The sequence below is a fragment of the Psychromonas sp. 14N.309.X.WAT.B.A12 genome, assembly GCF_030397575.1.
Lineage (GTDB): Bacteria > Pseudomonadota > Gammaproteobacteria > Enterobacterales > Psychromonadaceae > Psychromonas.
Genome location: NZ_JAPNXS010000002.1, coordinates 305,445 through 330,287, shown reverse-complemented (window position 1 = coordinate 330,287; position 24,843 = coordinate 305,445). Strand labels below are relative to the sequence as shown.

The 24,843-nt window shown below is 36.1% G+C and carries 22 protein-coding genes and 1 pseudogene; 12 read left to right on the top strand and 11 right to left on the bottom strand.

Going from position 1 to position 24,843, the window contains the following annotated elements; genetic code table 11:
• The 3 genes from OW492_RS04510 to OW492_RS04500 all read right to left on the bottom strand — a co-directional run bounded on the left by OW492_RS04510 (position 1) and on the right by OW492_RS04500 (position 4,782).
• On the bottom strand, positions 1-2,217 hold the full coding sequence (locus tag OW492_RS04510; protein ID WP_290038744.1) for a hypothetical protein: 2,217 nt from the start codon (positions 2,215-2,217) through the stop codon (positions 1-3).
• Entirely contained in the window at positions 2,214-3,041 is an 828-nt protein-coding gene (locus tag OW492_RS04505) for a TnsA endonuclease N-terminal domain-containing protein (RefSeq protein ID WP_290038743.1), read from the bottom strand. The genes OW492_RS04510 and OW492_RS04505 overlap by 4 nt, the downstream gene beginning before the upstream one ends.
• Before the next feature lie 994 nt (positions 3,042-4,035).
• A complete protein-coding gene (locus OW492_RS04500; RefSeq protein ID WP_290038742.1) occupies positions 4,036-4,782 on the bottom strand; it encodes an endonuclease in 747 nt (248 codons plus the stop codon).
• 341 nt (positions 4,783-5,123) lie between these two features.
• Here OW492_RS04500 and umuD point away from each other — a divergent pair, with 341 nt between their 5' ends.
• The gene (gene umuD, locus OW492_RS04495; protein ID WP_290038741.1) at positions 5,124-5,534 is read left to right on the top strand and encodes a translesion error-prone DNA polymerase V autoproteolytic subunit; all 411 of its coding nucleotides are present in this window, start codon (positions 5,124-5,126) and stop codon (positions 5,532-5,534) included.
• Positions 5,534-6,790 carry a Y-family DNA polymerase gene (locus tag OW492_RS04490; RefSeq protein ID WP_290038740.1) on the top strand — a complete coding sequence of 419 codons (1,257 nt, stop codon included), beginning with the start codon at positions 5,534-5,536 and terminating at the stop codon, positions 6,788-6,790. Before umuD ends, OW492_RS04490 begins: the two co-directional genes overlap by 1 nt.
• Positions 6,791-7,265: 475 nt before the next feature.
• On the opposite strand, the gene OW492_RS04485 is transcribed toward OW492_RS04490, so the two are convergent.
• From OW492_RS04485 to OW492_RS04470, 4 genes are all read right to left on the bottom strand, one after another.
• Positions 7,266-8,057, bottom strand: coding sequence for an ABC transporter permease (locus OW492_RS04485; RefSeq protein WP_290038739.1), 792 nt, complete (start codon positions 8,055-8,057; stop codon positions 7,266-7,268).
• Complete coding sequence (locus tag OW492_RS04480) at positions 8,041-8,823, bottom strand: ABC transporter ATP-binding protein (RefSeq protein ID WP_290038738.1); 783 nt, start codon at positions 8,821-8,823, stop codon at positions 8,041-8,043. The genes OW492_RS04485 and OW492_RS04480 overlap by 17 nt, the downstream gene beginning before the upstream one ends.
• 4 nt (positions 8,824-8,827) lie before the next feature.
• On the bottom strand, positions 8,828-9,811 hold the full coding sequence (locus tag OW492_RS04475; RefSeq protein ID WP_290038737.1) for an ABC transporter substrate-binding protein: 984 nt from the start codon (positions 9,809-9,811) through the stop codon (positions 8,828-8,830).
• Positions 9,812-9,902: 91 nt separating this feature from the next.
• Complete coding sequence (locus OW492_RS04470; RefSeq protein ID WP_290038736.1) at positions 9,903-10,373, bottom strand: nucleoside deaminase; 471 nt, start codon at positions 10,371-10,373, stop codon at positions 9,903-9,905.
• Positions 10,374-10,504: 131 nt separating this feature from the next.
• Between OW492_RS04470 and OW492_RS04465 the strand changes: the two genes are divergently transcribed.
• Complete coding sequence (locus OW492_RS04465; protein ID WP_290038734.1) at positions 10,505-11,422, top strand: LysR family transcriptional regulator; 918 nt, start codon at positions 10,505-10,507, stop codon at positions 11,420-11,422.
• 236 nt (positions 11,423-11,658) lie between these two features.
• On the opposite strand, the gene OW492_RS04460 is transcribed toward OW492_RS04465, so the two are convergent.
• From OW492_RS04460 to OW492_RS04450, 3 genes and pseudogenes are all read right to left on the bottom strand, one after another.
• A complete protein-coding gene (locus OW492_RS04460) occupies positions 11,659-11,829 on the bottom strand; it encodes a hypothetical protein (RefSeq protein ID WP_290038732.1) in 171 nt (56 codons plus the stop codon).
• A gap of 199 nt (positions 11,830-12,028) precedes the next feature.
• Positions 12,029-12,625, bottom strand: coding sequence for a tyrosine-type recombinase/integrase (locus tag OW492_RS04455; protein WP_290038730.1), 597 nt, complete (start codon positions 12,623-12,625; stop codon positions 12,029-12,031).
• A 201-nt stretch (positions 12,626-12,826) separates the two neighbouring features.
• Positions 12,827-13,663 (bottom strand): annotated as a pseudogene (locus tag OW492_RS04450) (integron integrase).
• A gap of 491 nt (positions 13,664-14,154) precedes the next feature.
• Here OW492_RS04450 and OW492_RS04445 point away from each other — a divergent pair.
• The 5 genes from OW492_RS04445 to OW492_RS04425 all read left to right on the top strand — a co-directional run bounded on the left by OW492_RS04445 (position 14,155) and on the right by OW492_RS04425 (position 19,703).
• A complete protein-coding gene (locus OW492_RS04445) occupies positions 14,155-15,375 on the top strand; it encodes a hypothetical protein (RefSeq protein WP_290038728.1) in 1,221 nt (406 codons plus the stop codon).
• 26 nt (positions 15,376-15,401) lie between these two features.
• The gene (locus OW492_RS04440; protein WP_290038726.1) at positions 15,402-17,159 is read left to right on the top strand and encodes an ATP-binding protein; all 1,758 of its coding nucleotides are present in this window, start codon (positions 15,402-15,404) and stop codon (positions 17,157-17,159) included.
• 99 nt (positions 17,160-17,258) lie between these two features.
• The gene (locus OW492_RS04435; protein WP_290038724.1) at positions 17,259-17,981 is read left to right on the top strand and encodes a DUF4238 domain-containing protein; all 723 of its coding nucleotides are present in this window, start codon (positions 17,259-17,261) and stop codon (positions 17,979-17,981) included.
• 66 nt (positions 17,982-18,047) lie between these two features.
• A complete protein-coding gene (locus OW492_RS04430) occupies positions 18,048-18,971 on the top strand; it encodes a hypothetical protein (protein ID WP_290038722.1) in 924 nt (307 codons plus the stop codon).
• Between the two features lie 102 nt (positions 18,972-19,073).
• Entirely contained in the window at positions 19,074-19,703 is a 630-nt protein-coding gene (locus OW492_RS04425) for a LysE family transporter (RefSeq protein ID WP_290038720.1), read from the top strand.
• Between the two features lie 289 nt (positions 19,704-19,992).
• Here OW492_RS04425 and OW492_RS04420 read toward each other — a convergent pair whose 3' ends face one another.
• On the bottom strand, positions 19,993-21,027 hold the full coding sequence (locus OW492_RS04420; RefSeq protein WP_290038718.1) for an IS110 family transposase: 1,035 nt from the start codon (positions 21,025-21,027) through the stop codon (positions 19,993-19,995).
• 393 nt (positions 21,028-21,420) lie between these two features.
• Here OW492_RS04420 and OW492_RS04415 point away from each other — a divergent pair, with 393 nt between their 5' ends.
• The 4 genes from OW492_RS04415 (at position 21,421) to OW492_RS04400 (ending at position 24,746) form a co-directional block, all read left to right on the top strand.
• Entirely contained in the window at positions 21,421-21,741 is a 321-nt protein-coding gene (locus OW492_RS04415) for a hypothetical protein (protein WP_290038716.1), read from the top strand.
• 109 nt (positions 21,742-21,850) lie between these two features.
• Positions 21,851-22,699, top strand: coding sequence for an RNA polymerase sigma factor RpoH (gene rpoH, locus OW492_RS04410; RefSeq protein WP_290038714.1), 849 nt, complete (start codon positions 21,851-21,853; stop codon positions 22,697-22,699).
• Between the two features lie 107 nt (positions 22,700-22,806).
• Positions 22,807-23,652, top strand: a complete 846-nt coding sequence (locus tag OW492_RS04405) for a prephenate dehydratase domain-containing protein (protein WP_290038713.1) — start codon at positions 22,807-22,809, stop codon at positions 23,650-23,652.
• Between the two features lie 173 nt (positions 23,653-23,825).
• Positions 23,826-24,746, top strand: coding sequence for a dienelactone hydrolase family protein (locus OW492_RS04400; RefSeq protein WP_290038712.1), 921 nt, complete (start codon positions 23,826-23,828; stop codon positions 24,744-24,746).
• Positions 24,747-24,843 lie beyond the last annotated feature (97 nt).

Genomic DNA, 24,843 nt, shown 5'->3' with positions numbered 1-24,843 from the left:
TTAGTCCTCTCCATACAAATCATTTTCTAACTCGCTGTACACCATATGATCGTGTTGCAAGGGTTCACTTTGTTTAATGTTCAGTTGTTCTTGATACTCTAGGGCTGCTAATAACTTCTGAATGGCATTAAAACTGGCTTTGTTTGTCTTGATGCCTGGATTCATAGCAAGGCGTGTATTTTCTGGCGCATCTTTAATCATTTCTTCATTTAAACGTTTCAGCTCATCCGTTAAGTGAGACTTATAAATGTTGAGTTTCTTTCTATTAAGTGCGTTTGAATGACGCTTGTCTTTAAATTGTTCGAGTAGGTGTAATACTGGCTCCCAATGCATTCCCGAAAAAGGTGACTCATCATTAACATTTTTGAGGTCAAAACTGACGTATTGATTATCGGGTGTTTTATGCCAAATACTAGATGTCCATTGACGCCAACGTTTAACGGCGACTTTAAACGCTCCGTGATGCTTTGCTTTAGTAAACCACCCAGCATTTTTTGCATAATCAGAGTAGTACACTAAGCCGTCTAAATAGATACCATCAGCACGAACAGAGGCCATTTCTTCAGGAAGAAATGCCCAATGAATACGACCAGGGTTTACTTTTCTTGCATCCCTACCACCATTCATTTCTTGCTTTAGGCTGTGTTTGAAAAGTGCATTGGGTGTAATATCAATATCTGAGCGTATTGCATTAATGTCAAAACGATGGAGTCTGTCTGCGGAATTGTTGTGTAATACAATGGTATGAATCATCTCTGCCATAAGCGAATCGTAATCATAGAGGGCTTGGTTAGAGGCATGCTGTTCACCTCTCTTAGGGAGCTCTGGTAGTGAGCCTGGTGTATGATGAATAGATATATCATTGATAGCTTTAAATTTTCGTTCAACAATCCCTTTTGCGTCACCTCGATACACAGCGGTGAAATTGTAACCTCTAATGCCTATTTCTGAGTTTAATATTGAGTTAATTAATGCGTTGGGATGCTCTGAACCATTATCTACAGTTAACTCAACGGGGATATGATGAGCCGGCCACTCATCCTCTGTAATGGAGACACCATATTTAGCGGCAAATTCCACTTTATCACTGCATGCGTTAATAAGTGATTGACTAGAGCCTCCCCAGTTTGGCCCATCAAATCCAATGTAAAATCCGACTATAGCGGTAGAAAATACATCGATAACTAAATAAAGTACCGGTCTTCCCATACTTACCTGATTGCTGGTGTCGTAGGGGTAACGTACGTAAATATCCAGAATAGTCGCATCTATTTCGTATCTAAATGTTGAGCCTAGTACTCCATCATGTGAAGAACCTTGTCGGTCTGCATGATCTTTTTCGTACCCAATATGTCCATGACGAATTTTTAAATATTCAGTCTTATTGACTATATTTTTAAAATGATAGCGAAGTTGTGTTGTTGATAGTGAATCAGCTTCTTCAAACGGGATGCGTGTTTCTGTTGTTATATCGTCAATGGTGCGCTGGAAAGTGCTTGATTCAAAGTTATACTGATAAAGCTCAATTGCTTTGTAGTAAGTGAATTTAGGAAATTGTTTTTTCCCTTCCTTAGATTTCATGTATGAGATAATTTTTTTCATACTTTCTTTATTGTGCTTTGTGACACCCAAGGATTTTGAACGGCTTGACCTATTGTCAGAGCCTCCTCGGCCGCGCTTTTTGTTTGGCTCACTAATATCTGCTGGTAGGTAATAGTTTTGCCCTGTATTTTTTAGACGGGTTGGCAATAAAGCATTTAAGGTGCACCCATACACGATATACCGATTTAAGGCATTGTAATAAGCGCCTCTTGTGTTCCATAGGTGAGAGGCTTTATTATCGCACAGCTCCTGCACCTCTCTACCGAGCCCTTCCCCATAAAGGTATTTATTAATTAAATAATAATCGGTTAGCGGCTCTATGGCAGCGAATTTAATATCACGTTTTTTAAGCCAATTATGACGAGACATATTTTTAAGTGCACGATCGCTATAAGACATTTCTGCAGGATAATTAAACTGTGATTGTGTGGTTGATTTTTGTTGTAACAACATTTCTAATTCTGAAAAGTCCATACAAGTTGGTTTAGGGAAATTAGCCGAATTAATAATGTGATGCATACTAATGATCGCTGCTTTTTTGCGAGGAAAGCTGACGTGACAAACTAACAAATCCACATCTTTATTATTGGTTATGTGCATGCCCTGATAAATCATAAAGTTAACTCCACTGGGCGAAATATGCGGATAAATTTAGTGGTGTTAACGGGCAGTAGGTGACGTAAACAGGCCAGCTGGAAGAGAGATTGAATATATTGGAATGAATGCGCTAACTCTATGGAGAGCGTTGAAAAATGGCATTGAAGCTCAGCGTGTGGCGCGTTTAACCAAGCATTAATAAAGGCGATGCAAAATGTTTTTAGTTCATCATGACTAACACTTAAATCTATGCCGAGTATAAAATAGTTGTAGTTCCAAGATTCTGCTTTTGTAGCATCGCGCTCGGTTATCACTTTATAGCCTATATTTCTGCGCTGCCAGTATTGCATTTCTATTTCAAATTTCTGCCAGGTTCTAGCATTTTGGCGCATGATGTTACCGTGCTCATCTTCTACGTAGATATCATCAAAGTATTTAAAGGTATACGCGATTTTGAACTCATGATTATTTCTGGGACGATAAGTGACTAGAAAGTCAGTTGTCATGATATAAGCTAAGTTATTTCGATAATTACGAGGATGTATAAGGTTAAGCGCAATGGCAATGTTTAATGTTTCATCAAGATCAAGTGGGTATTGTTCAAGTACTTCAATACAAGTTGGATCTAACATTAGTTTTCGGTAGGCGCGGTATTCACCGTCCGATAGTAAATGGTTGTGATGATGTTGGATTGGACAAAGTCCCCAATATCGGCGTCCGACTTTTCTTACTTGGCGAACAGTGATAAAGGGTTTGTACACCCCAGTTCTTTGGTGGTCGAGTTTCCATTTATTTAACTTAGTAACTTCATTATGGTTTGTTTTAACTATTGATGTATTCATGTTGTATCCTCTTGCTATCTTTAAGCAAGTTACAACAATAAAAATAAATTTAGAAGACTGTGCAGGTAGGGTTTTTTGTGTTATAATTCAATGGTTTATAATATAACAATTTTAGTGTGTTTAGTCAATATTTAACGATTTGTATTATTTTGGTATTTTGTAAATGATTGATTATTTGGCTGAATCTAATTGGCCAAAAACTAATTTTTATATAATATGTAAAAAGACTAATTTTTTTATTAATTCAATAATTTGACCCACTTCACATTATATTTTCCCTCGACCTTACGATTACCTATTAATATTTCTGATGGCGTTTTTAATTATTCTCACTGTGGAATGTAAGTTGTCGTCTTAGTGTTATTCAAATGCTTCGTTGGACATGTCGAAATACGGCAAGATAATTTAGGAATTGGATGAGGTTAAATTTTGCGCAGCAGGGGTTAAATAAATAGAAAAATTCTTTTTCTATTTATTTTTTTACAAAAAAATCAAAAAATTAAGACGTCCCCAAGCGAAGCTTGGGAATAAACCATTTAGTTATTAGTGAATAGCTAAGTAATTATTCATGAGTAAATAATTAAATTTAATTTTATATAAGTCTTTATATATATTGAGCAAATGATATGAAATATATTCAAGTTATCATCTAATTTAATAGAAAATAAGGTAGGATCCGGTATCTAATCAAGTATAAGATACTATTAAATAATTTATATTTACTAGAAATACACAGAGTATATTTATTGATAACAATAAGAGTATTAATATCATATTTTCGAGAAGAAGTAAAGGTAAGTTATTGTTCTTGCTTAATTTTTTATTTTGTTGGTTAGTCGTTTTGTTATCGATATACATGTGTTTTCATAGAAAACTCATTATTATTCGTCAAGTTAGGTTGGCGGAAATACGTTATTAAAAGCAAGCATTATCATCTTTTTATAAAACTTGCTTTTTGGGTTGTTAATTTAAACTGACATCCTTGAGTTATTTATCATTTCCACAATGATTTAACTTCGCAACGGCTTTGTACAACTAGGTTGCTGCTCTTCTGTAATACTGATATTTTCTTTGCTCTTTCGCATTCCCAAGCATTAACTGGATACATTTTATCCCACGCGTTCATTAACTGACGCTGTTGCTTGCTCATATTATAATTGCTGTATGCCTCTTCCATATACAAATAAGTACGTGCAATTCGGCCTCGTGCGACAACAGGTGGCTCTGCTTTTTTCGAATCAACTTTCATGCTACAACTTCCAAAATCACTTTCTTCGCCCGGTAGCATCGTAAAGTTATAATTCTTTCTTAATGCGTTGACAGCGCCTATAGCTGGGTAGAGGTTGAACATGTCAGCTTGCATATATCTGTATTCAGTATTTACTTTTTCTGCACACTTACGGCCCTTAAAGGACTTACCTTTGCTGTCCACACATAGTGCGTCACCGTCTCGCCATTCTTTAAAAGTACGCCCAAAGTTTTCTGCTGGAACAACATGCTCCCATTCTATTTTTTTAGCTCTTTTTACATATTTGTCTGTTTTAAACCCTTCTGGAGGCACAACAAACTTTTTTTCATCAAAGGCTGCATCACAATATAGCGTCTGTCTATGAGTTGGATAAACGTCTCTTTCTAGCATCTTCTTCGCTTTATTAAACGAAGTATTTGATTCATTCGCCGCGTATACAAAAGGGGATGATGACAAAATTATTGTTACTATTGATACAGCTAATTTATTCATGTTGATTGCCTATTTAATTAAGGAAAAATATTAAGATAGCTTAGCAGATAGAGGAGACTGGTTATGAGTTCATAAGTTTGCGTTAGCGCAAACTTTGGTAAACTAATATATTTATAGGTAAGTATAATCGTTGTTTAGAGCATAAATTGATCTTCCCTCAAATCTGTAGACATCTTATATTTAGAAACTGAAATTTAAAGAGAGATGTTATGAGTAATAAGTATTTCCTTCTAACAAGTAAATAACTCACTTCAAAAAGTGTACTCAGTTATTAACGTTTTCTTGCACTTACTAATAACTTGCTTATAATTTAACTGTGTTTTTATACAGTTGAATTTATCATGAAATTTATTCCGATTACAGCAAGTGCAGGCATTACTGGCTTTGAAAGTCCGGCTAGTGATTATTTACAGCTACCTTTGAGTTTAGATGAGATCTTGATTGAGCATCCAAGTGCCACATTCATCGGCAAGGCTGATGGCCATTCAATGGAAGGTGTAGGTATTTTTAATGGTGACATTTTAATTGTAGATCGGCATGTAACAGTGAAAGACTCAGACGTTATTGTCGCCAATTTCAATGGGGAGTTTATTTGCAAAATATTAAATATTCCCCAGAGATTATTAGTCTCAGCAAATTCTGGATATCAATCGATTGTTATTAATGAAGACGATCACTTCACCATTGAAGGGGTGGTTATACGTTCAATTCGTTGCCATCGTATAAGCCATCTACTTGAAGCTAATATTTAATGTTTGCTTTGGTTGATGCCAATTCATTCTATTGCAGTGCGGAACAAGTATTCCGACCAGAGTGGCGTGGTAAGCCAATAATTGTTTTATCCAACAATGATGGTTGTATTGTCGCAGCAAACAAACAGGCAATATCATTAGGTATTAAAAAGTTTGAACCATATTTCAAAGTTAAATCACTCTGTGAACGAGCGAGTATTATTGTTTGCTCTTCAAATTATGAACTCTACGCCGATTTATCATATAAAATGATGCAAGTGATAGGACGCTTTGCTCCATCACAACATATTTACTCTATTGATGAATCGTTTTTAAGTTTTAAAGGCAGTGAAAAAGCTATTTCTGATTTATCCCTTCATGCACAAAAAATACGAAAAGCAGTATGGAAAGAAACTCGTTTACCTGTTTGTATTGGTATCGGTAAAACCCTTACATTGGCAAAAGTTGCGAATCATGTCGCTAAAAAATGGCCTAATTTTAATGGTGTTTGTGTATTAGATGATGAACGCTTCAAAGAAGACGTTTTTAAGCGACTAACGCCTGTAGATATATGGGGAATTGGTAAAAAAACGAATGAAAAACTCAAACAAAATGGTGTATTAACTGCTTTACAGTTGAGCCAAGTAAATAAGCATTATTTACCTGCAGGCTTTAATGTAGAGCTAATACGAACCATTAAAGAGTTGAATGGAGAAGAATGCAAAACATGGGATGGCGTAAGAGCAGATAAACTACAAATATTCTCAACACGCAGTTTAGGAGAGCGGATTACAAGTCTTGAAAATTTAAATCAAGCACTTGCCAAGCATGCTGGAATTGCAACATTCAAAGCAAGGCAACAGCAATCATTAAGCTCTACATTAATGGCTTTTGCTGGAAACAGTTCATTCGATGAGTCACCATGTAGCTTTAAATTATTAAAACAGTTTTCTTCTCCAACTAATGATACAACTCAAATCCTTAAAGCCATTAGTGACAATATTCATCAGTTATACAGACCTGGTGTTGCTTATTACAAGATTGGAATAGGATTATTAAATTTAAGCAGTGAAACATATAAACAGGGAGATTTATTTTCTCCGTCAAAGGATAATATTCCGTTAATGAGTGTGCTCGATAAAATAAATGCTAAGTATGGTAGCGATACCACTTGTTTTGCTGCGCAAGGCCTTAATGAGCATTGGGCAATGCGTAGAGAATTATTATCACCTCAATATACAACCAACTGGAAACATATCCCTAAGTTTTTGTGTTAAATAGTTTTTATTATTACTGTGGCTTAGTAGAATTGGCCATGACTTTGGAAGTTTTTAACTCGCTAAGGGGCACAAAGCGACTTAGAATTTGTGTGTGTGTTTATAAAATATAACGTCAGCTGTTCCGACAAAGCAGACATTACTTGTAAGTCGCTTTCGCCCCCTAAGCGAGCTAGAAAGAGAGAAATAATAATCTAAATTAATATTAATCTGATAGGCAGCATCAAGCTCAAAGCAGACGGGGTAATACTTTTAATTAGCCTTAACTATGAGGGACAAACTAGCTTAGAAAATTTACTTTCAGGTACAAAAAAAACGATCATTTAGATCGCCTTAATTAATTATCCTTGACTAAAATACCATCAAAGGCTCATTGCCATTATTTACAGCTTCTTCTAATAAACGGATAGCTTTTACCATGTATAACTCATCATTCATTGGTATTATTCCCATATCTTTAGCTGATGGTATTGCTCTAATATTTACTTTTTTTGGGTAGGCTCCAAGGAAATAGCCATGCTTGAATCCAGTGAATAGACTTAAATAATAATAAGCTAATGCCCGCTAAGAAAAATAGCCCTGCAAAAGCTTGTGGTATTTTAAAATAAGAAGTTGAGAATTGAATAAAGTAACCAAGTCCTTCTTCAGCTGCAACAAATTCTGCAACAACAGCCCCTATAATTGCCAAAGTAATGGATACTCGTAAACCAGTAAAAATATGTGGAATAGCATAGGGAATTCGTATTTGCCAAGTTTCTCGATATTGTGGTGCACGTAACGACTTACTTAACTCTATCATTTCTTCAGGTGTTTCCAACATGCCAGTTGTTGCAGATACGACAATAGGAAAAAAGGTAATTAAACACGTGATTAGAATCCGAGAAGGATCATCTGTTCCTAAAATAACAATGATCAATGGCGCAACCGCTACAACTGGCGTTGATTGAATGACAACCAATACAGGGTATAACGTTCTACTCAACAATTCAGAGCGAACCATACAAATAGCTAAAGGAATCGCGATTAAAATAGAGAGAGCAAACCCTATTAAAGCGACTCTTAATGTTGCACCAAGGTGAGTCATCCAACGAGAAAACTCCACGCTAAAAAATGCTGAAACAATCGAAGAAGGAGAAGGTAATATATAGTTTGGTACCTCAGCTAATCGACAAATCAACTCCCAAATTACAATAAAACATATAAAGAAAATAACCGATGCGAAACGATAACATTGTTGTTTTAACCAGGATTTAGGCTTGGGGTTCATAAATATGGCCTCTAATTAGGTTCGTCAATTGTGTAAAGCGAGCTTCGTTAATTGTGTCACTCGTTCTTGGTCTAGGAATATCTACCTCGATTAAGTCCAACACAGTACCAGGTCGCTCACTCATCACCAGAATACGATCGGATAACAAGACAGCTTCACTAATTGAATGCGTAATAAACAGTACCGTTTTTGGGGCTGCTTCCCATATTTTCAAAAGCTCAAACCCCATTTGCTCCCGTGTTAATGCATCCAATGCTGAAAAAGGTTCATCCATTAGCAAGATATCTGGGTTTAGTAATAGTGCACGAGCTATCCCTAAGCGTTGCTGCATTCCGCCAGAAAGTTGATCGGGCATTTTGTTTGAAAATTGCTCAAGGCCAACCATCTTAAGCAATTCGTCTGCTCGCTGTTCATCTTTCTTCGAGTAGTTGCCATATTTATGTTTTAAAGGAAACAAAATATTTTGCTGTACTGTTAACCAAGGCAGAAGGTTCGCTTTTTGAAATACGATCCCTACATCATCACGGGGCTCTGTCACTGGAAGGTTAAAAACAGATACCTCCCCATGAGAAGGAATAAGCAGGCCTGAAACCATACGAAGTAATGTAGATTTACCACAACCCGAAGGCCCTACAACCGCAACAAATTCATGACGATGGATATCTAAATCAATGTTTTGTACCGCCATCGGAGCATCTGGTAATGGGTCATAACGATGCCCTACAGATTTCATGCTCACATAAGCTTTCGAGTTATTTGAACTCATTATGTTACTCCGGTAAATATTCGAAACTCACTGCTTTTATTGGGTCTAGAGTATCGTTATCGAGACCATTTGCTAAAGCAACGTATTTCCAAGTTTGCGTAATTCTTTGTGGTGTAAATACACCAAAACCATCTTGCTCAGTGATGTCGTTGTATACTAAGTTGGTAACACTTTTTATCTGAGCACTAACAGATTCAGCACTAACTTCAGGCACAATAGAGTTTATTGCTATTCCTGCTTTTCCTGGATTAGCGTAAGTGAATTCGATAGATTTTTTGAATGCTTTCACAAAACGTTTTGCAACTTCAGGGCGCTCTTTTAGGAAGTATTCAGATGCGAGTAGCGAATAACTGTAAAGTGATAAACCTTCGTTTGACCAAGGCATACTCATAATTTCTTTACCAGCACTTGCAGCTTGCTCTTTAAATAGTTCTGAATTGGTAGCCCAACCGATCACAGCATCTGTTCTACCAGTAATCATCAGTGGCCCTAATGTGCCCGGGTCAGTTTTTACTAATTTGATATCGTCTTCTGTCAAATTATAGCCCTTTAGTACTAAGGGTAAGAATCCATTAGACGAAGAAAAAGGTGAAGTCGCGACTTTTTTCCCTTTTAAGTCTTTGATACTAGTTATACCTGAATCTTTTAAAGTAAAAAAGGTATGAGGGGCCTGAGTAAAATAGGGAAGTACTGCTACAACTGGCACATGCTCTTGTGCTCTTGCAGCCATTAGTGCGCCAATATCTGCATTACCAACATCCGAGCTACCAGTAGCAAGTTTAGTGATTGCGTCTGTTGAACCTCGACCACTTGAAATGGAAACTTTTAGATCTTCAGCTTCAAAAAATCCTTCTTTAATGCCAACATAAACAGGAACGCTATCTGCACCCGGTAACCAGTCCAGCTGAAAAGTTACTTTATCTGATGCCATCGCTACAGAGCATGTCATCATACTTGCGATGACTGTATATTTAAATAATTTGTTCATAGATTATATCCTTATTAATATTAACAAAATTAGAAACTTTCATTGCTACCGTTATGACGGTAGCGTATTCCTTTGACTTACTCGATGCTTATTACCAAAAACCAATATGATCAGCGGCAATTTCATCTTCTAATTCAGGGTACGGACCACGTACTTTTACTTTTCGTTGCCCAGCATCAAATACATCGCGACAGGCAAGATCAAGCGTTAGATTTTCTGGGTTATCTCCAGTCATTACTGCTAATCTTTTTTCAGTTAAACCAAAAACTACATGGCCGATACCTGCCCAATAAATAGTTCCTGCACACATGCAGCAAGGCTCTACAGAAGTGATTAAAGTACATTCCTCAAGAAACTCTGGCGTATATTGACGTGAAGCAGCTCGAGCTACATTGGCTTCTGCATGACCAACACCTTTATCTTCTTGAAAAGTATTACCTGAGGTTAGGAGAGTTTCTCCTTTTGGACAAATCAAAAGTGCACCAAAAGGGTGATTTCCGCTGTTTACACTTTCTTTAGCTAACTTGATAGCAAACTTTAAATTACTAATATCATTATTCATAGGTATTCGCTGTTGTGGATGAATTGTTTAATCTAGTTGCACTATAAGTGAGATATTCTGCTTTATAAACTAGAACGTTTAGCTCTTAGCGTGCTAAAATTTAGAACGGTGTTTTTTTATTAGGTGAGTCTATGTCTGCTTTAACGAAAGAAATTAGATCATTTGTTGTTATTGCTCACGAAAAATCTGTGCGTAAAGCAGCCGATAAGTTGCATATCGCAGCATCAGCGCTTAGTCGACAAGTGAAAATCCTCGAAGAAGATTTCGGCAGCAAATTACTACTTCGACTTCCTAAAGGCATTGAACTTACTGAACAAGGGCAAGCTCTTTATAAGCAAGCTCAGAAATGGATGACAGAAGAGAACCGTCTTCGTAGGAGTCTAGAGGAAGAGCACAAACCACATCTACTGCAGTTACGCATTGGTGCTGTCGGATGCTTAAGTCATAGTTTTTTACCTAGGCTCTATAAAAAAGTGTCATCTGTGCTAGGTCATGTTCGTATCCATTTTAAAACTGGAGATACCCAAACGCTAACAGACTTACTGTTAAATAACGAGTTAGACTTTATTATTGCGTTTAATGTCGTGAGAAATGAAAAGATTCATTTTGCAGGTCAATATATGAGTAAAATTGGTTTAGTTCACCTTCCTGAATTATTAAATGAAGGCAAGCAGTCGATAGAATTACAGGATTGTTTAAAGTGGCCGCTTTGCTTTCCAGATGTGAATTTATCGGTTCATACTCGTTTATATTCAGAAATTTTGAGACAAAAAAGTAGCTTTGATATCGCAGCTACAAGCAATTCATTTCACTTACTGGCAAATTTAGTTATAAATGGCATTGGAGTGAGTTTTATGACTTGGTATGATATCGAAAAACAAGTGAAAGAAGGAAAGTTAGCCTTTACCCCTTTGACAGATAAACGGTTAGAAGAAGAGTTGTGTGTATGCTTGCCTTCGACTGTTACAATTAATGAACAAACACAGAGCGTGATTGATAGTATTCACGAAGTTATTCAGCTATACGATCACCCAGCAGCATCGCAATGACTTATAAAATGACTAAAACTTTCTCATTTTAGTCAACAGTGAAATTCTATTAGCTTTAAAACCACTGCAATAATCATAATGCTTGAATATCAGTTTTACTTCGTCTGTAATAAATAATTTTTTCCGTTTGGTTGAAGTGATTGTTGCTCTTCATTTTTAGGTTTACTGAATTTTAAACCAATTTGTAGTGCAGCATTGGCAATGCCAAGGCATCGTTAGCATCTGTTTTTTTGGCCTTAAAGAAAACCTTTTACTTTTTTTGGACTAATTATTCTGACTTCATGTCCAAATTGTTCAGCATATCGCCCCCAATAATTGCTACTACCACAGCCCTCTATTATGACAATCGATGGTTTAACATTAGCCAGTAACTCTTTTAGCTTTTGTCGATTAACGGCTTTATTCATAACCAATTCACTGTGCGGGCTGATTTGGCAAACCTGAAGTACTGTTTTAGCTAGATCGATTCCGAAAATGTTAGATTTAAGGATAATATGGCCTCCTAATTAGTTACCGATACTCTACGCTACTTGCTAGTGTTGGTGGAGTCCACACATCGCTTTGGGGGCGGAAGCATTTTGCTTCCGAATATAATTTTATTGATGATCATGTATCTGTTGTTTCTGAAATTGTTAATGCATCTTCAATCTCTACACCTAAATACTCAATAGTACTTTCTAATTTTGAGTGGCCTAAAAGTAGCTGTATTGCACGAAGATTTTTTGTTTTAGCATAGATTAAAGATGCTTTAGTTCTTCTAAGTGAATGAGTATTGTATTGAGTGATATCTAAACCAAGTTTATCAACCCATTGTTTAACTATATTTGAATAGTAATGGTAACTTATATGGTAATTCTTCTTTCTAGGGCTAGGGAACAAATAGTCGACAGGTTTTAAACCTTTGTTATGAATCCAAATATTTAAGCATTGCTGTGTTTTGGAGGTGATTTCAAATTGGACTTCTCGGTGTGTTTTCTTTTGTTCTATTATCGCCCTAGATTGAATTAGTGATCCTGTGCAAATATCACGTACCTTGAGCCTAATTAAGTCACTTGACCGAAGTTTACTATCAATTGCTAAATTAAATAAAACTAACTGTTCAAGCTTATTTTCTAATTCTAACCGTATACGAATTCGCCAAATTTCCTCTAATTTAAATGCTTTTTTCTGACCGACTCGCTTTCCTTTATTCCATGCTTTCATAATCTACTCCTATTGAATGGTGTAGTAGGAGCGTTATGTAATTCTGTTTTGAAAGCAAAGCTATCTATCAAAGGGGCACATAGCGAGATAGAAGTTTTGCTCTATTTATCTGTTGAATCATCCAGTTGACCAGGTCACCTATATTTCTAAAAAGCACAAATGCAATAAGGCCATTACGGATTGTAAAGTCTTTTTCTATGTTTATAATTTATGAAAAATATTATCAAATGGACTGACCGTTCCTGCGTGTCTTTCTCCAATCACGTGTGTGTATATCTCGGTTGTTCTTAAATCTGAATGCCCAAGTAACGTTTGAACTGTTCTTATATCAGTTCCATTAAGTAATAAGGCCGTTGCAAAACTATGGCGAAATGTATGTGCTGATACTTTTTTATTGATCTTTGCTTTTATGACTGCTTGCCGTAAATGGCGAGTTAACGTTGACGGATGAAGATGATGGCGACAAATATATCCATCGATAGGGTGTTCACAACGAGTAGAAGAAGGGAATAAATATTGCCATGCAAAATCTTTCATTGCTGCTTTATATTTTCTATGTGATCACGCTGGTACTGAAGTTAAACCAAATCCATCAAGTAAATCTTGTTTATGTATAGCTTCAACATGGCTTATTTGGTTAGTGATAATTTCATTAAGCTCTTTAGGTAATATTGTTAATCTATCTTTTTGTCCCTTTCCTCTAAAAATAAATATAGTTTGATTTGAAAAATCGATATCTTTTACGCGTAACCTTAATACTTCATTTAAACGTAAACCTGAGCCATAAAGGATAGAAACAATTAGCCTATAAGGCATTTTTAAGTGACTAATAATAGCTGTTACTTCATTTGGAGAAAGAACAGTTGGAATATTTTTAGGGCGTTTAGCGTAAGAAAAAATTAAGCCATCAAATTGTTGTTCGAAAATGTGTTTGTACATGAACACTAAAGCGCATAACGCTTGATTTTGTGTTGCAGCGCTAACGCCTCTATTTACTGCTAAATGAGTCAAAAAATGATTTATTTCCGCTGCGCCCATTTCTTTAGGATGCCTTTTATCATTAAAAATAATAAAAAATTTTACTCAATATAAATAACTTTTTTCTGTTTGTAGGCTATATCGTTTTGTTCGAATTACATCTCGAAGAGATTGTAAAAAAGGAGATTTGATAATCATAAAAACACCTCATCACAACTGTTTATTTATACAGTTATAGTGGGGTTTATATAAAAATGCAATTTTTTGTGTAGAAAGTGAGCATTTAATTGCTCGCTTTCTACACGGATTTTTTTATAGTTTATTGATTTATAAACTTTAATGTTTTAAGCATTGCGTCATACTCAGCGCAAGAGAGCTGAGTGTGACGCAATGCTTAGTTTCTACAAATTTAATGTTTAAAATAAAACCACATATTTTATTATAAAGCTTTGACTGGCAATGATTTAATTATTATTATTTTATCATTTTTTATTTCATAATCCGTTACTATCGTGAATTATGGATAATATACTGTTAGATTTCGAGAGAATATGAATTCGACGATATACAATTCTGAGCTTAACGATTTTTCAAGAAAATACTTAGTTAAGACCCCTGGGATTCCAGACCCATCCCCATATGAATTTATTGCTCAAAGACGAGTTATAGATGCGTCCCTATTTGAGAACTTCCTGCTCTTTGATACTTTGTCTTTCAAGGTTCATGGGGAAAATATCCCACTAGTTATTTTGCTAAATCATTTTGGTGTGAAAGGTGTTGAGGCTCTTCTAGATCAAAATGCACTTAAATTTATTCTATGGGATCAGATGCTTGGACATATGGTAGATGATATTGATGGAATAGATCCTTTAACTCATGGCCAATACAACAGTCCTGCACATTCAGATCCGGAAGAGTCTATTAGGCTTGGGCTCAATTGGATGAGTAAACAGCCTAGAACTTCTGACAAAAAGAATTTGATTAGAAAGATTCGAGATGTCTATTCAATGCCAGAGAAGAGCCTTTCTAGCAAGGCTGTAGCTATATCAAAGTCTGCTTATGATAGTGGAAAACTCGAGGTTTATGGCCTTTCCCCTGAAAAATCTACATATAGAGAGCTAGATTTGGAGGGAAGAAAAAGACTATGTGAGTGTGCAGAAGAAATACTGCAATATAGCCACCTGATTGGTAGCAATATGTCCTCATACTCAAATTTTGAGTTTTACCAAATATTTAATGACTCAAACAAAAAGATACACCAAGCCGTTAACCTTCAGGACAACTTCAATGAACTTTCAGAACTGGAGAACATACCTGATCTTAAGCAAATGTTTCCAGGCGATTCTAAACCATTTGATAAGATATTGAAGCTCAGAAATAAAAATTCATCAAAGAAATTCCGGTCATGGCTTGCAGAATGTAGCAATAATGAAGATAGCCTTGAAATTACTAAGGAGTATGTTGATGCAATTGCTAACTCAAAAGGCTTTTTTCAAACGAAAACAGGAAGGTTCACAAAGAATGTAGCCATGTCTGCTATTGGGGCTGGTGTTGGCTTACTAGTAGCGGGACCCGCAGGAGCAGCCGGAGGTGCAGGAGCTGCGAAACTATTAGAACCAGTGGCTGATTTTGGGCTTGATATGCTGGATGAATTTGTATTGTCTGGGTTGACGAAAGGATGGACACCAAAAATATTCTTTGACAATCTTACTAAACTGGAAAAATCTAACAAATCAAAGCACACGGACGCAGAAAACTGCGCCGGTGTTTGAGGCGTTAGCTCACTAGGAGAAGAACTATGCATCGCATAGCTGAAATGGAAATTCACAATTATCGTTCATGCCAAAAAACACAAATTAAGCTGGAACCTTTTACTCCCCTAGTAGGTTACAACAATGCAGGTAAGTCAAACATATTAAAGTGTTTGGATGCATTGGTGCGAGGAAAAGGGCAAGCAATTACAAACTTTTTTGACCCTGAAAAACCAATAGAGATAATTGCTCGCTTAGCTGGGTTGGGTGAAGAAGCTCTTAACCACCTTTCAGCAAACCAAAAATCTAGCCTCGAACCTTATATTGAAAATGGTTCTTTAGATATTCGTTTCTTTCAAGAAAAACCCGGTACTGCTAAAAATGCAGTGGTACTTGGAATAAGATCTCCAAGCAAACCACAAGATGAATGGGGCAATCCAAATGGATTGCCTCAGGCTATTACAACATTATTTCCTGAACCAACATTCATAAACTCAATGGAAGACTCTGCGGAGGATGTTTCTAAATTTAAAGCAGGAAACACAATTGGGAAATTGATTTCAAACTTACAAAAAGAAATCGTTAAAACTAAAGGTGAAGAAATAAATACTGCCTTATCAGCTATAGGTAAAAAACTTAACCTTGGTGGTGAAGAAAGATTGAAAGAGTTCTCTGATTTTGACGCTTCAATAAATGGCAAAATTGGAGATTTTTTCCCAGGGTTAACCCTTAACTTAGATATCCCAACCCCTGATATTAGCGATTTATTTAAACAAGGTAGCATCAAAGTTAAAGAATCTGGAAATCAGCAAGTTACTGATTTTAGTAATATGGGGCATGGTGCTCAAAGAGCTATACAGATGACTTTGATTAGACACCTTGCTGAGATAACTAAGGACGCAACTAAAGAAGGAAAAACTAATTTATTGCTGATTGATGAACCTGAATTATTCCTCCACCCTCAAGCAATTGAACAAATACGTGGCTCATTAAAGGTTTTAGCGAGCAAAGGGTATCAAGTCGTATTCTCAACGCACTCACCATTTATGATTGATCAGGTGGATATCCCTATTACAAATATTGTTCGTAAAAATGACGAGGGTTCAGTTGTAGAAAGTCGATTAAAAGAGGCGATTGAGAAAGTTCTAGATGATAATGAATCACAAGCTAGGCTTCTTTTCGATACATATAACCTAGGACAAATCTTATTTTCAGATATGGTCTTGATTGCTGAGGGAGATACAGAAAAACACGTACTGCCTACTTTATTTCAGTCTGTTACCGGTAAAACTTTAGGTGAGTCAAAATTGGCACTAGTAATTGCTACAGGATCACCAAACATTCCCGGTATGCTTTCGATCTTAAAAGAGATGAATATACCTGCGAAAGCTCTAGCAGATTTAGACTTTGCTTTTACCGTGGCAAAATCAAAAAACTTAATTGACAAACAGCACCCAGATTTAGAGTCTTGCTTAGATATTATTAAAGAGATACAGCCTACACATGGTTTTCTGCTAAATGGTAGGAATCCAACGAAAGGAAATAACTTTAAAGCTTCGGATATTTTCGAGCTACTAGCGAAAGAAGACAAAGCTAGTGAGCATATTAAAAACATTAGGCAGTACTTCAAAGATAACTCGATTTGGGTCTGGTCGCTCGGTGCAATTGAGCCACACCTCTGTCTTGAGGCGAAAGAAACTGGTGAATGGTATAAATTTAAGCAAAAACTATTGGATAACCCACTAGAAGATGTGGTTGAAGATAATTGTCATATAAACGAATTTGTCCAGTGGTGCGTGAGCTAACAAGTCAATTCAGCAGGACAAAAAACAGTTGGTTTTGCTCCTGCGTCGCTAATTTTAACCAACTATTTTTTGCCTCTGATTGAGGCGTTAAGCATACTTATGAATCGAATAATTGTTAAAAACCAGCATACTTTTCCAAAAAGATCTTTGGAGAGATTTCTTAATGATGAGAATTGTATATACGTCCGTAGACTATCTGGAAATGGCCCTTTTCTTGTTAGGCCTGGTAATCAGATTTTTTGTGTTACCCGAAAGTGGTGCCAATCATCTGAGCAAGGGCTAGGCAAGGGAATTGAAGATAAATATCAGGGTGTGATTGAAGAGTTGCTTGCAAATAAGAGGACTGAGTTACTTCCAGCCGAGTCGGAGATTGTGAATCAATTCTATGCACTGTGGAAATATAGAACGTGTATAGATGAATTTGAGGATCAAATTGGTAGTTTCAATTTAACTCCTACAGCTTTAACCTCAGAAGAGAAGATAGATCTTGATCTTTCTCATATTAGCTATGTGGACGAAGCAGGAAGTTTTCCTAATAGAAATATTAAAGGTGCAATTATGCATGGCGGTATAATTCATTTTTTAGATATACACCGAAACACACCATGGATATTGGTAGAAAGTCCTGATTGCGAGCTTATTATCCCAGATAATCCTGGAAACGATATGTATATCCCAGTTACACCGCATTGGTGTTTATTGGCAGGAAACCCGGTCAAATCGTTAACTGTTGAACAGTCTGAGCAAGCAAATTTAAGATCTGTAGCTAAATCAAATCAATATATAGCCGGTCGCAGTTTGAGCAGATATATAAATGCTTAACAAGGCAATGCACATGACCTCCGGCAAGTGATTGCGGCGTTATAAGCACATTGAGGTTTGCCACACTTGAATCAATACATGTTACGAAAAATGGTTCTGGCATCTAATTTTGAATTAGAAATTAATGAGTCTGAATATTTAAAATTAAAGTCATCGAGAGATTGCTTGTCAGGTGCTTTTGCAATTGAAGAAAAATACGACCTTCTTATTTCTAACTTCCTCGAGTTAGAAAAAGAATGCATGGATATTACATGCGAAAACATGCTTAAAAACAATGATGGCTATTCAGATTTCTTTGACATTAGAGCTAGACTCAACCGCAGGGTCGTAAACCTTTTGACCGCTTCAAGATTATATATGGATCATTTAGGACAACATGTAAAAGCTTGTTTGTTAACAAATGATAGATGTAAAGATGTAAAAAACTTCTTCTCTTTGCAATATGATGGCTGTTTTGAATACCGATTTATGGAAGCATTGCGAAATTATGTGCAGCACAGAGGCTTGGCAGTTCATTCAAGTTCATTAGGTGGCTCTTGGACATCAATGGATAAAAAGAATGGCGAGTTAGAGTACAAAACATGCATGTTTACTCATAAAGATGAAGTTTCTTCAGATAAGTCGTTTAAAAGAGCTGTAGCAAATGAAATGCCAGAAAAAGTAAATATATTATTAGCTTCACGTAAGTATATTAGTTCCATTAGTAAAGCCCACGGAGAGCTTCGACAACTAATCTTGGACAATGTTGCGACATCTCGAAATACCATTTTAGAAAAAATAGAATATTTTAAAAAACAAAGTGACGGTAACTCAATCGCTCTTGCAGCACTAAAAATAAATCAAGATGGTGAAGTCACAGAAAGAGTGAATCTTATACTTGATTGGGATGATGTGAGGTTGCATTTAGTAAATAAAAATAAAGTATTACACAGCCTTGGTCAAAGTTATGTAAGCAGTAGTGCTTATAACAAGCCAATTAAGCGGGACTAAAAACAGTTTGCTCGGTTTCGCTTCGCTACACATTTTAGCAAACAATTTTTAGCCCCTTATTGGGGCGTTAGCCATTATTATAATTTTAATTGAGGTATTTAAATGGAACTTATACAAGGCTTAATATTAATCTCATCAATTCATTTGCTTGCTGCTGCCTCTCCTGGACCTGATTTTGTCCTAGTTTCACAGCAAACATTATCTAATGGAAAAAAAGCTGGTTTAATGTGTAGTATTGGAATCGCATTAGGGCTTTCTATCCATATAACATATTCTGCATTTGGTTTGGCAACTGTAATTGCTAATTCATCAAGTGCGCTTTGGGCAATTAAGATTTTGGGTGGCGGTTATCTTATTTACCTTGGCATTAAAGGTCTTAAAGCGAAACCAGCGAATATAACTGAATCGACTATAAGCGCTCCTACAAAATATTCGGCGAAGAAAAGTATCGGTGTCGGTTTTCTGTGTAATGCTTTAAATCCTAAAGCTCCAATATACTTTGTTTCATTATTTACAGTTGTTTTATCTCCAGACATGCCCGTTTACCAAATAGCTATCTACGGTGCATGGATTATGGTAATTCAATTTGCTTGGTTTTCCTTATTAGTCGGAATATTATCAAGACCTGCAATTAACCTTCGCTTTAAAAAGTATGGTCATTGGATTGATCGTGTTTTAGGTGGAGCAATGGTGGCATTGGGTATAAAAGTCATTGCTACTCGCACAAATTAATGGCTAACAAGAGTTTAAGCGTCAGGTCAGTTTTCTATCTCGTATATGGACTCCACCTGTTTTACAACGATTAATTTACATAAACATTTAAGATGCATTCGTATATACGGCTTTTTATTGAGAGAGCTACCCTCTAGCCTAAGATGTTTGCGCACCTATTATCCTCATCGCTTTGACAGTCTTTTATGACTTCCGAGATAGACAGGTTTTAATAGGTTGGTCTTACCGTTTATGCTTCATCATTGTTGTAAAATTGGGTAAAGCTATTTTATTGAGTTAACGTATTTTTTTATTCTGTCACTAATAACTGTTGTTGGTATTTAGTTTCATATCTTAAGATAGCCCAGGCTGTTCTGACCATTTTATTTGCTAGTGCAATACAGGTCCTCTTAATGCCTAAGCGTTCTCTCAATTGTATTAACCACGCTTGTTTTAATGTTGTGGGCTCTTCAGGCAGTCTGGATATGTATGAAAGCGCTCCTTGGTATAGAGCACATCTCAATTCTTTAACACCCCCATTTTTAATAATCCCTGTCATATTGGTTTTACCTCCTGAACTATGCTGTTTTGGGGTAACACCAACAAAGGCGGCAGCTTGACGACCACTTGTAAATTGTTTTCCATCACCAATAGTTGAATACAGCATCCCAGAGCAGATTTCAGCAACACCTTCTAAATCCATCAAACTTTTACAAGGCTTTAACTGCCTCACTAATGTATTCTTTACTTTCTCTAGCTTAGTAAATTCAATTTTCAAGTGCAGATATTGTTCCCACAATTGACGTAAAGTAGAAATTAAACAGGCAGGAATTAAACTAGGCTCATCAATCGTATCTTGAACTGCTTTTTTTAATCCTAATGCCCCTCGTGAACTTGTAATGCCGTATTCATACAGCATTGCTCTAATATGATTGCCCAGTGAAGTGATGTTTCTAGAGAGAAATACTCGACTAGTTTCTAAAGATTGCAGTGATTGCTGTTCTTCATTTTTAGGTTTACTGTATTTTAAACCAATTTGTAAAGCTGCATTAGCAATTGCTAATGCGTCGTTAGCATCTGTTTTTTGGCCTTGAAGGAAACCTTTTACTTTTTTCGGACTAATTATTCTGACTTCATGACCAAATTGTTCGGCATATCTACCCCAATAATTACTACTACCGCAGCCTTCAATTGCAACGATTGACTGCTTGGCATTAGCGAGTAACTCTTTTAGCTTTTGTCGGTTAACGGCTTTATTCATAACCAATTCTCCGTGCTGGCTGATTTGGCAAACCTGAAGTACTGTTTTAGCTAGATCGATCCCGAAAATATTAGATTTAAGCATAATATGATCTCCTGATTAGTTACCGATACTCTACGCTACTTGTTAGAGTTGGTGGAGTCCACACATCGCTTTGGGGGCGAAAGTAATTTTGTTACTTACAGAGAATTAAAACATGAGTTATGTCACTTTGATTGATAGACAATCACAAAACCTTTTATAGTTAGAAAGTTACAGGAATGAACATTTAAAATAGGCAACCACATAATGTTTGCCTATTTTTTATTTGGAACTAAGATTTGTCACAAACTTAATTAAAGTCACAAACTTAATTAAAATTGTCACAAACTTAATTAATACTTAACAACAAGAGATCTGCTTGATCTCTTTTGTTTTGCCTGTAATATGTGATCGAGTTCACATCATTTCATTGTGGACATGGAGCATGGGTGTTTTATGAAAGTTGTTGATATTAAATTGTTACCAGTCTCTTCACCTACTTTTCAAGCGTTAATTCAAGAACAGATGGCGGTTCAAAAAGAGACAAAATTAGTAGATCTAATTGCTGAATGTAAGGAAATATTAGCAATTCGTCTAGATGGAAGATTGATTGCTTATGCAACTTTTGACTTATTTGATGGTCAAATTATGCGAATTAACTCTTTACACTTTAGAGATCTATTTCAGCATCATGTGTTAGCGCAATATTGGCTATCACGTCATGTTAAGCGAAAAATAGCTGATAAGTGTTATTTAAATTTTTTGATAGCTAGCTAACTTTTTTAGGTATTTAAAAGATTTTTCTTTTTATAATGCTACTGTATAATGAATTGTTTTCTGTAAAGAAACGTTTATTACCAAAACTTAAAGTATTCAAAGGTGAATCATGAGTGAAACAATAAATTCGATGAGTCTCGTTCCTCAAGGAAGTATTGGAGCCTATGTTCAATCTGTTAATTCATTTTCTAAGCTCAGTGCTGAAGAAGAGCAAGAGTTAGCAGAACGTCTATTTTACCAAGGTGATTTAGAAGCCGCTAAAAAGCTAGTTATGTCACATCTTCGTTTTGTTGCATACATTGCTAAAAGTTATGCCGGTTACGGTTTAGCACAAGCGGATCTCATTCAGGAAGGTAATGTAGGCTTAATGAAAGCAGTTAAACGCTTTGACCCAACTGTGGGCGTGCGTCTTGTATCTTTTGCTGTGCACTGGATAAAAGCTGAAATTCATGAATACGTTATTCGTAATTGGCGTGTGGTTAAAATTGCCACGACAAAAGCACAACGCAAATTATTCTTTAACCTGCGTAAGTCTAAAAAGCGTTTAGGTTGGTTTAAGCAAGAAGAAGTTGAAGCGGTAGCTGAAGAGTTAAATGTAAGTACAAAAGATGTACTGGAAATGGAATCTCGTTTAAATGCACAGGATCATTCATTTGATTTAAGTGTTAACGATGATGACGATAATAACTTCGCGCCGATGCATTTTCTTGAAGATAAAACAGCAAGTGTTGAAACTCAGATCGAGCAGGAAAATACTGAGTCTCATACTAAGAACAAGTTGTACTCTGCGTTATCGACATTAGATACACGTAGCCAAGACATCTTAAGTTCACGCTGGTTAAGCGAACCTAAAGCGACATTACATGATTTAGCAGACCGTTATGGTATTTCCGCTGAACGTGTGCGCCAATTAGAAGCCAACGCGTTGAAAAAATTAAAAACCAATATGGACTTTTAATTAATCAATTAAAGGTGAGCAACTAGCTCACCTTTTTTATGTCATACTTATCACTTATTTAATATAATCGGTACCATCTTTCCCTTTTCTATTACTCTCGGTATTTTATGCTCACTATTGCAACGCTTGGCCCTAAAGATACATTTTCAGATTTAGCTACGAAGCGATATATTCAAGCGATACAAGCGAAACAATCAGTACAAGCCACTGATATCAAATACTATGGTACCTTGACTCAAACTTTCCAAGCTGTTGGTAAAGAGTGTCAGTTAGGTGTTTTACCTATTGAAAATTTATCGGAAGGTTATGTTCAAGTGGTATTAGATCAACTGTTAGATACTAAGCTATCGGTTATTTCTGAATTATTACTTCCTATTCAGTTTTCTTTTGTTGGTTTTTGTAAGGATATGTCTGAGCTTACAGACCTTTATGTGCAGTTTGTTGCACATGGACAGTGTGCTGAGTTTATTAATGGCTTAGAGGGTGTCAAAATTCATAACACTCAAAGTAATATTGAATCTTTAGTGTTGGCAAAAAAGCACGGCAATAAGGCAGGGGCGATTATTCCTCAACATGCACTTTCTCATGCTGAAGATGCTAATATCATCAATAATGATGTGACTAATTATGCGAATAATCAAACTCGATTTTTAGTGCTCTCCGAAACACCTCAGGCACGTATTGCAGATAAACAATATAAAACGACATTGGTGGTTAATAACAAACAAGACTGTCCTGGTGTGCTGGGTAATATTGTGAGCGCCTTTGCATTACAGAAAGTAAATTTAACCTCAATAATGTCTCGTCCAACTCGTTCTCAAATAGGCAATTATCACTTTTTCATTGATATTGATGGCCACCAAGAAGATAAGCATATTGCAGCAGCCTTAGCTGAAATCCAGTCATCTTATGACGTGACAGTGATAGGCTCTTATATTAAGGCGCTTAATTAAGCGCCATACTTGCCTAGTATTTTCATTGTAAAAGCTAAAATATTCCTCTGTGTTACTCTATTTCCTTATTAATATAATGGTTATTAATTAATTTACACTTGCTCAAAAAATAGTTATGTTTTGAACGATCGTTTCTTTATTTCTAATAAATTTTAAATAATGAGAGTGTTAATATGACTAAATCTACGGAATTAAAATCAGGAACAGAAGAACAAAGTACGGTGCAAATTCCTCAAGAAGCCTTTGATTGGTATGACGAATATGCACATGGTGATATTGATAGACGGACTTTTTTAAGACGTTTAGCTGGCATTGCTGGTGCCGGTGTTACCTTGGCTGCTTTATCGACAGCATTAACACCTAATTATGCATTAGCAGAGCAAGTGTCTTTTAATGATGATGATATTACTGCAACCTATGAAAAGTTTGCATCACCTGATGGACATGGTGAAGGGCAAGGTTACTTTGTTACACCAAAAACAGTTAATGGCAAGCTACCCGTCGTTTTAGTTATTCATGAAAACCGTGGTTTAAATCCTTATATTAAAGATGTTGCTCGTCGTTTAGCTAAAGCTGGCTTTATTGCCTTTGCTCCGGATGCTTTATATTCATTAGGCGGTTACCCAGGTAATGATGATGAAGGTAAAGTGATGCAAAAGTCACTTGATAAAGAGAAAATTGAACAAGATTTTATTGCTGCTGCTAGCTTTCTAAAAACACATCCATTAAGTACTGGTAAACTAGGAGCAGTAGGTTTCTGTTTTGGTGGTTATATTGTAAATATGTTAGCCGCAAAAGTACCTGAAACCCTAGATGCAGGCGTTCCTTTCTACGGTACACCGGCTTCTGCTGAATTAAGAAAAAATATTAAAGCACCGCTAGTTATTCAACTTGCTGAGTTAGATAAAAGGGTTAATGCATTCTGGCCTGAGTATGAAGCTGACTTGAAAAAGTATGGCGTAGATTATGAGATGTTTATGTATGAAAAAGCTAATCATGGCTTCCATAATGATTCGACAGCACGTTATGTACCGACCATGGCTGAATTAGCGTGGAAAAGAAGTATCGACTTCTTTAATGAGCAGTTAACTTAAGTAAGTTCATGTCAGGCTTACTATCCATTACATTTATTTAATATAATGGGGATGACTAAAAAGGGCTGAATAGATCATCTATTCAGCCCTTTTACAT

What these genes read in the sequence shown, in the direction of transcription:
- OW492_RS04510 (WP_290038744.1), bottom strand. Translation starts at nt 2,217, where the DNA reads ATGATTTATCAGGGCATGCACATAACCAATAATAAAGATGTGGATTTG.
- OW492_RS04505 (WP_290038743.1), bottom strand. Translation starts at nt 3,041, where the DNA reads ATGAATACATCAATAGTTAAAACAAACCATAATGAAGTTACTAAGTTA.
- OW492_RS04500 (WP_290038742.1), bottom strand. Translation starts at nt 4,782, where the DNA reads ATGAATAAATTAGCTGTATCAATAGTAACAATAATTTTGTCATCATCC.
- umuD (WP_290038741.1), top strand. Translation starts at nt 5,124, where the DNA reads ATGAAATTTATTCCGATTACAGCAAGTGCAGGCATTACTGGCTTTGAA.
- OW492_RS04490 (WP_290038740.1), top strand. Translation starts at nt 5,534, where the DNA reads ATGTTTGCTTTGGTTGATGCCAATTCATTCTATTGCAGTGCGGAACAA.
- OW492_RS04485 (WP_290038739.1), bottom strand. Translation starts at nt 8,057, where the DNA reads ATGAACCCCAAGCCTAAATCCTGGTTAAAACAACAATGTTATCGTTTC.
- OW492_RS04480 (WP_290038738.1), bottom strand. Translation starts at nt 8,823, where the DNA reads ATGAGTTCAAATAACTCGAAAGCTTATGTGAGCATGAAATCTGTAGGG.
- OW492_RS04475 (WP_290038737.1), bottom strand. Translation starts at nt 9,811, where the DNA reads ATGAACAAATTATTTAAATATACAGTCATCGCAAGTATGATGACATGC.
- OW492_RS04470 (WP_290038736.1), bottom strand. Translation starts at nt 10,373, where the DNA reads ATGAATAATGATATTAGTAATTTAAAGTTTGCTATCAAGTTAGCTAAA.
- OW492_RS04465 (WP_290038734.1), top strand. Translation starts at nt 10,505, where the DNA reads ATGTCTGCTTTAACGAAAGAAATTAGATCATTTGTTGTTATTGCTCAC.
- OW492_RS04460 (WP_290038732.1), bottom strand. Translation starts at nt 11,829, where the DNA reads ATGAATAAAGCCGTTAATCGACAAAAGCTAAAAGAGTTACTGGCTAAT.
- OW492_RS04455 (WP_290038730.1), bottom strand. Translation starts at nt 12,625, where the DNA reads ATGAAAGCATGGAATAAAGGAAAGCGAGTCGGTCAGAAAAAAGCATTT.
- OW492_RS04445 (WP_290038728.1), top strand. Translation starts at nt 14,155, where the DNA reads ATGAATTCGACGATATACAATTCTGAGCTTAACGATTTTTCAAGAAAA.
- OW492_RS04440 (WP_290038726.1), top strand. Translation starts at nt 15,402, where the DNA reads ATGCATCGCATAGCTGAAATGGAAATTCACAATTATCGTTCATGCCAA.
- OW492_RS04435 (WP_290038724.1), top strand. Translation starts at nt 17,259, where the DNA reads ATGAATCGAATAATTGTTAAAAACCAGCATACTTTTCCAAAAAGATCT.
- OW492_RS04425 (WP_290038720.1), top strand. Translation starts at nt 19,074, where the DNA reads ATGGAACTTATACAAGGCTTAATATTAATCTCATCAATTCATTTGCTT.
- OW492_RS04420 (WP_290038718.1), bottom strand. Translation starts at nt 21,027, where the DNA reads ATGCTTAAATCTAATATTTTCGGGATCGATCTAGCTAAAACAGTACTT.
- OW492_RS04415 (WP_290038716.1), top strand. Translation starts at nt 21,421, where the DNA reads ATGAAAGTTGTTGATATTAAATTGTTACCAGTCTCTTCACCTACTTTT.
- rpoH (WP_290038714.1), top strand. Translation starts at nt 21,851, where the DNA reads ATGAGTGAAACAATAAATTCGATGAGTCTCGTTCCTCAAGGAAGTATT.
- OW492_RS04405 (WP_290038713.1), top strand. Translation starts at nt 22,807, where the DNA reads ATGCTCACTATTGCAACGCTTGGCCCTAAAGATACATTTTCAGATTTA.
- OW492_RS04400 (WP_290038712.1), top strand. Translation starts at nt 23,826, where the DNA reads ATGACTAAATCTACGGAATTAAAATCAGGAACAGAAGAACAAAGTACG.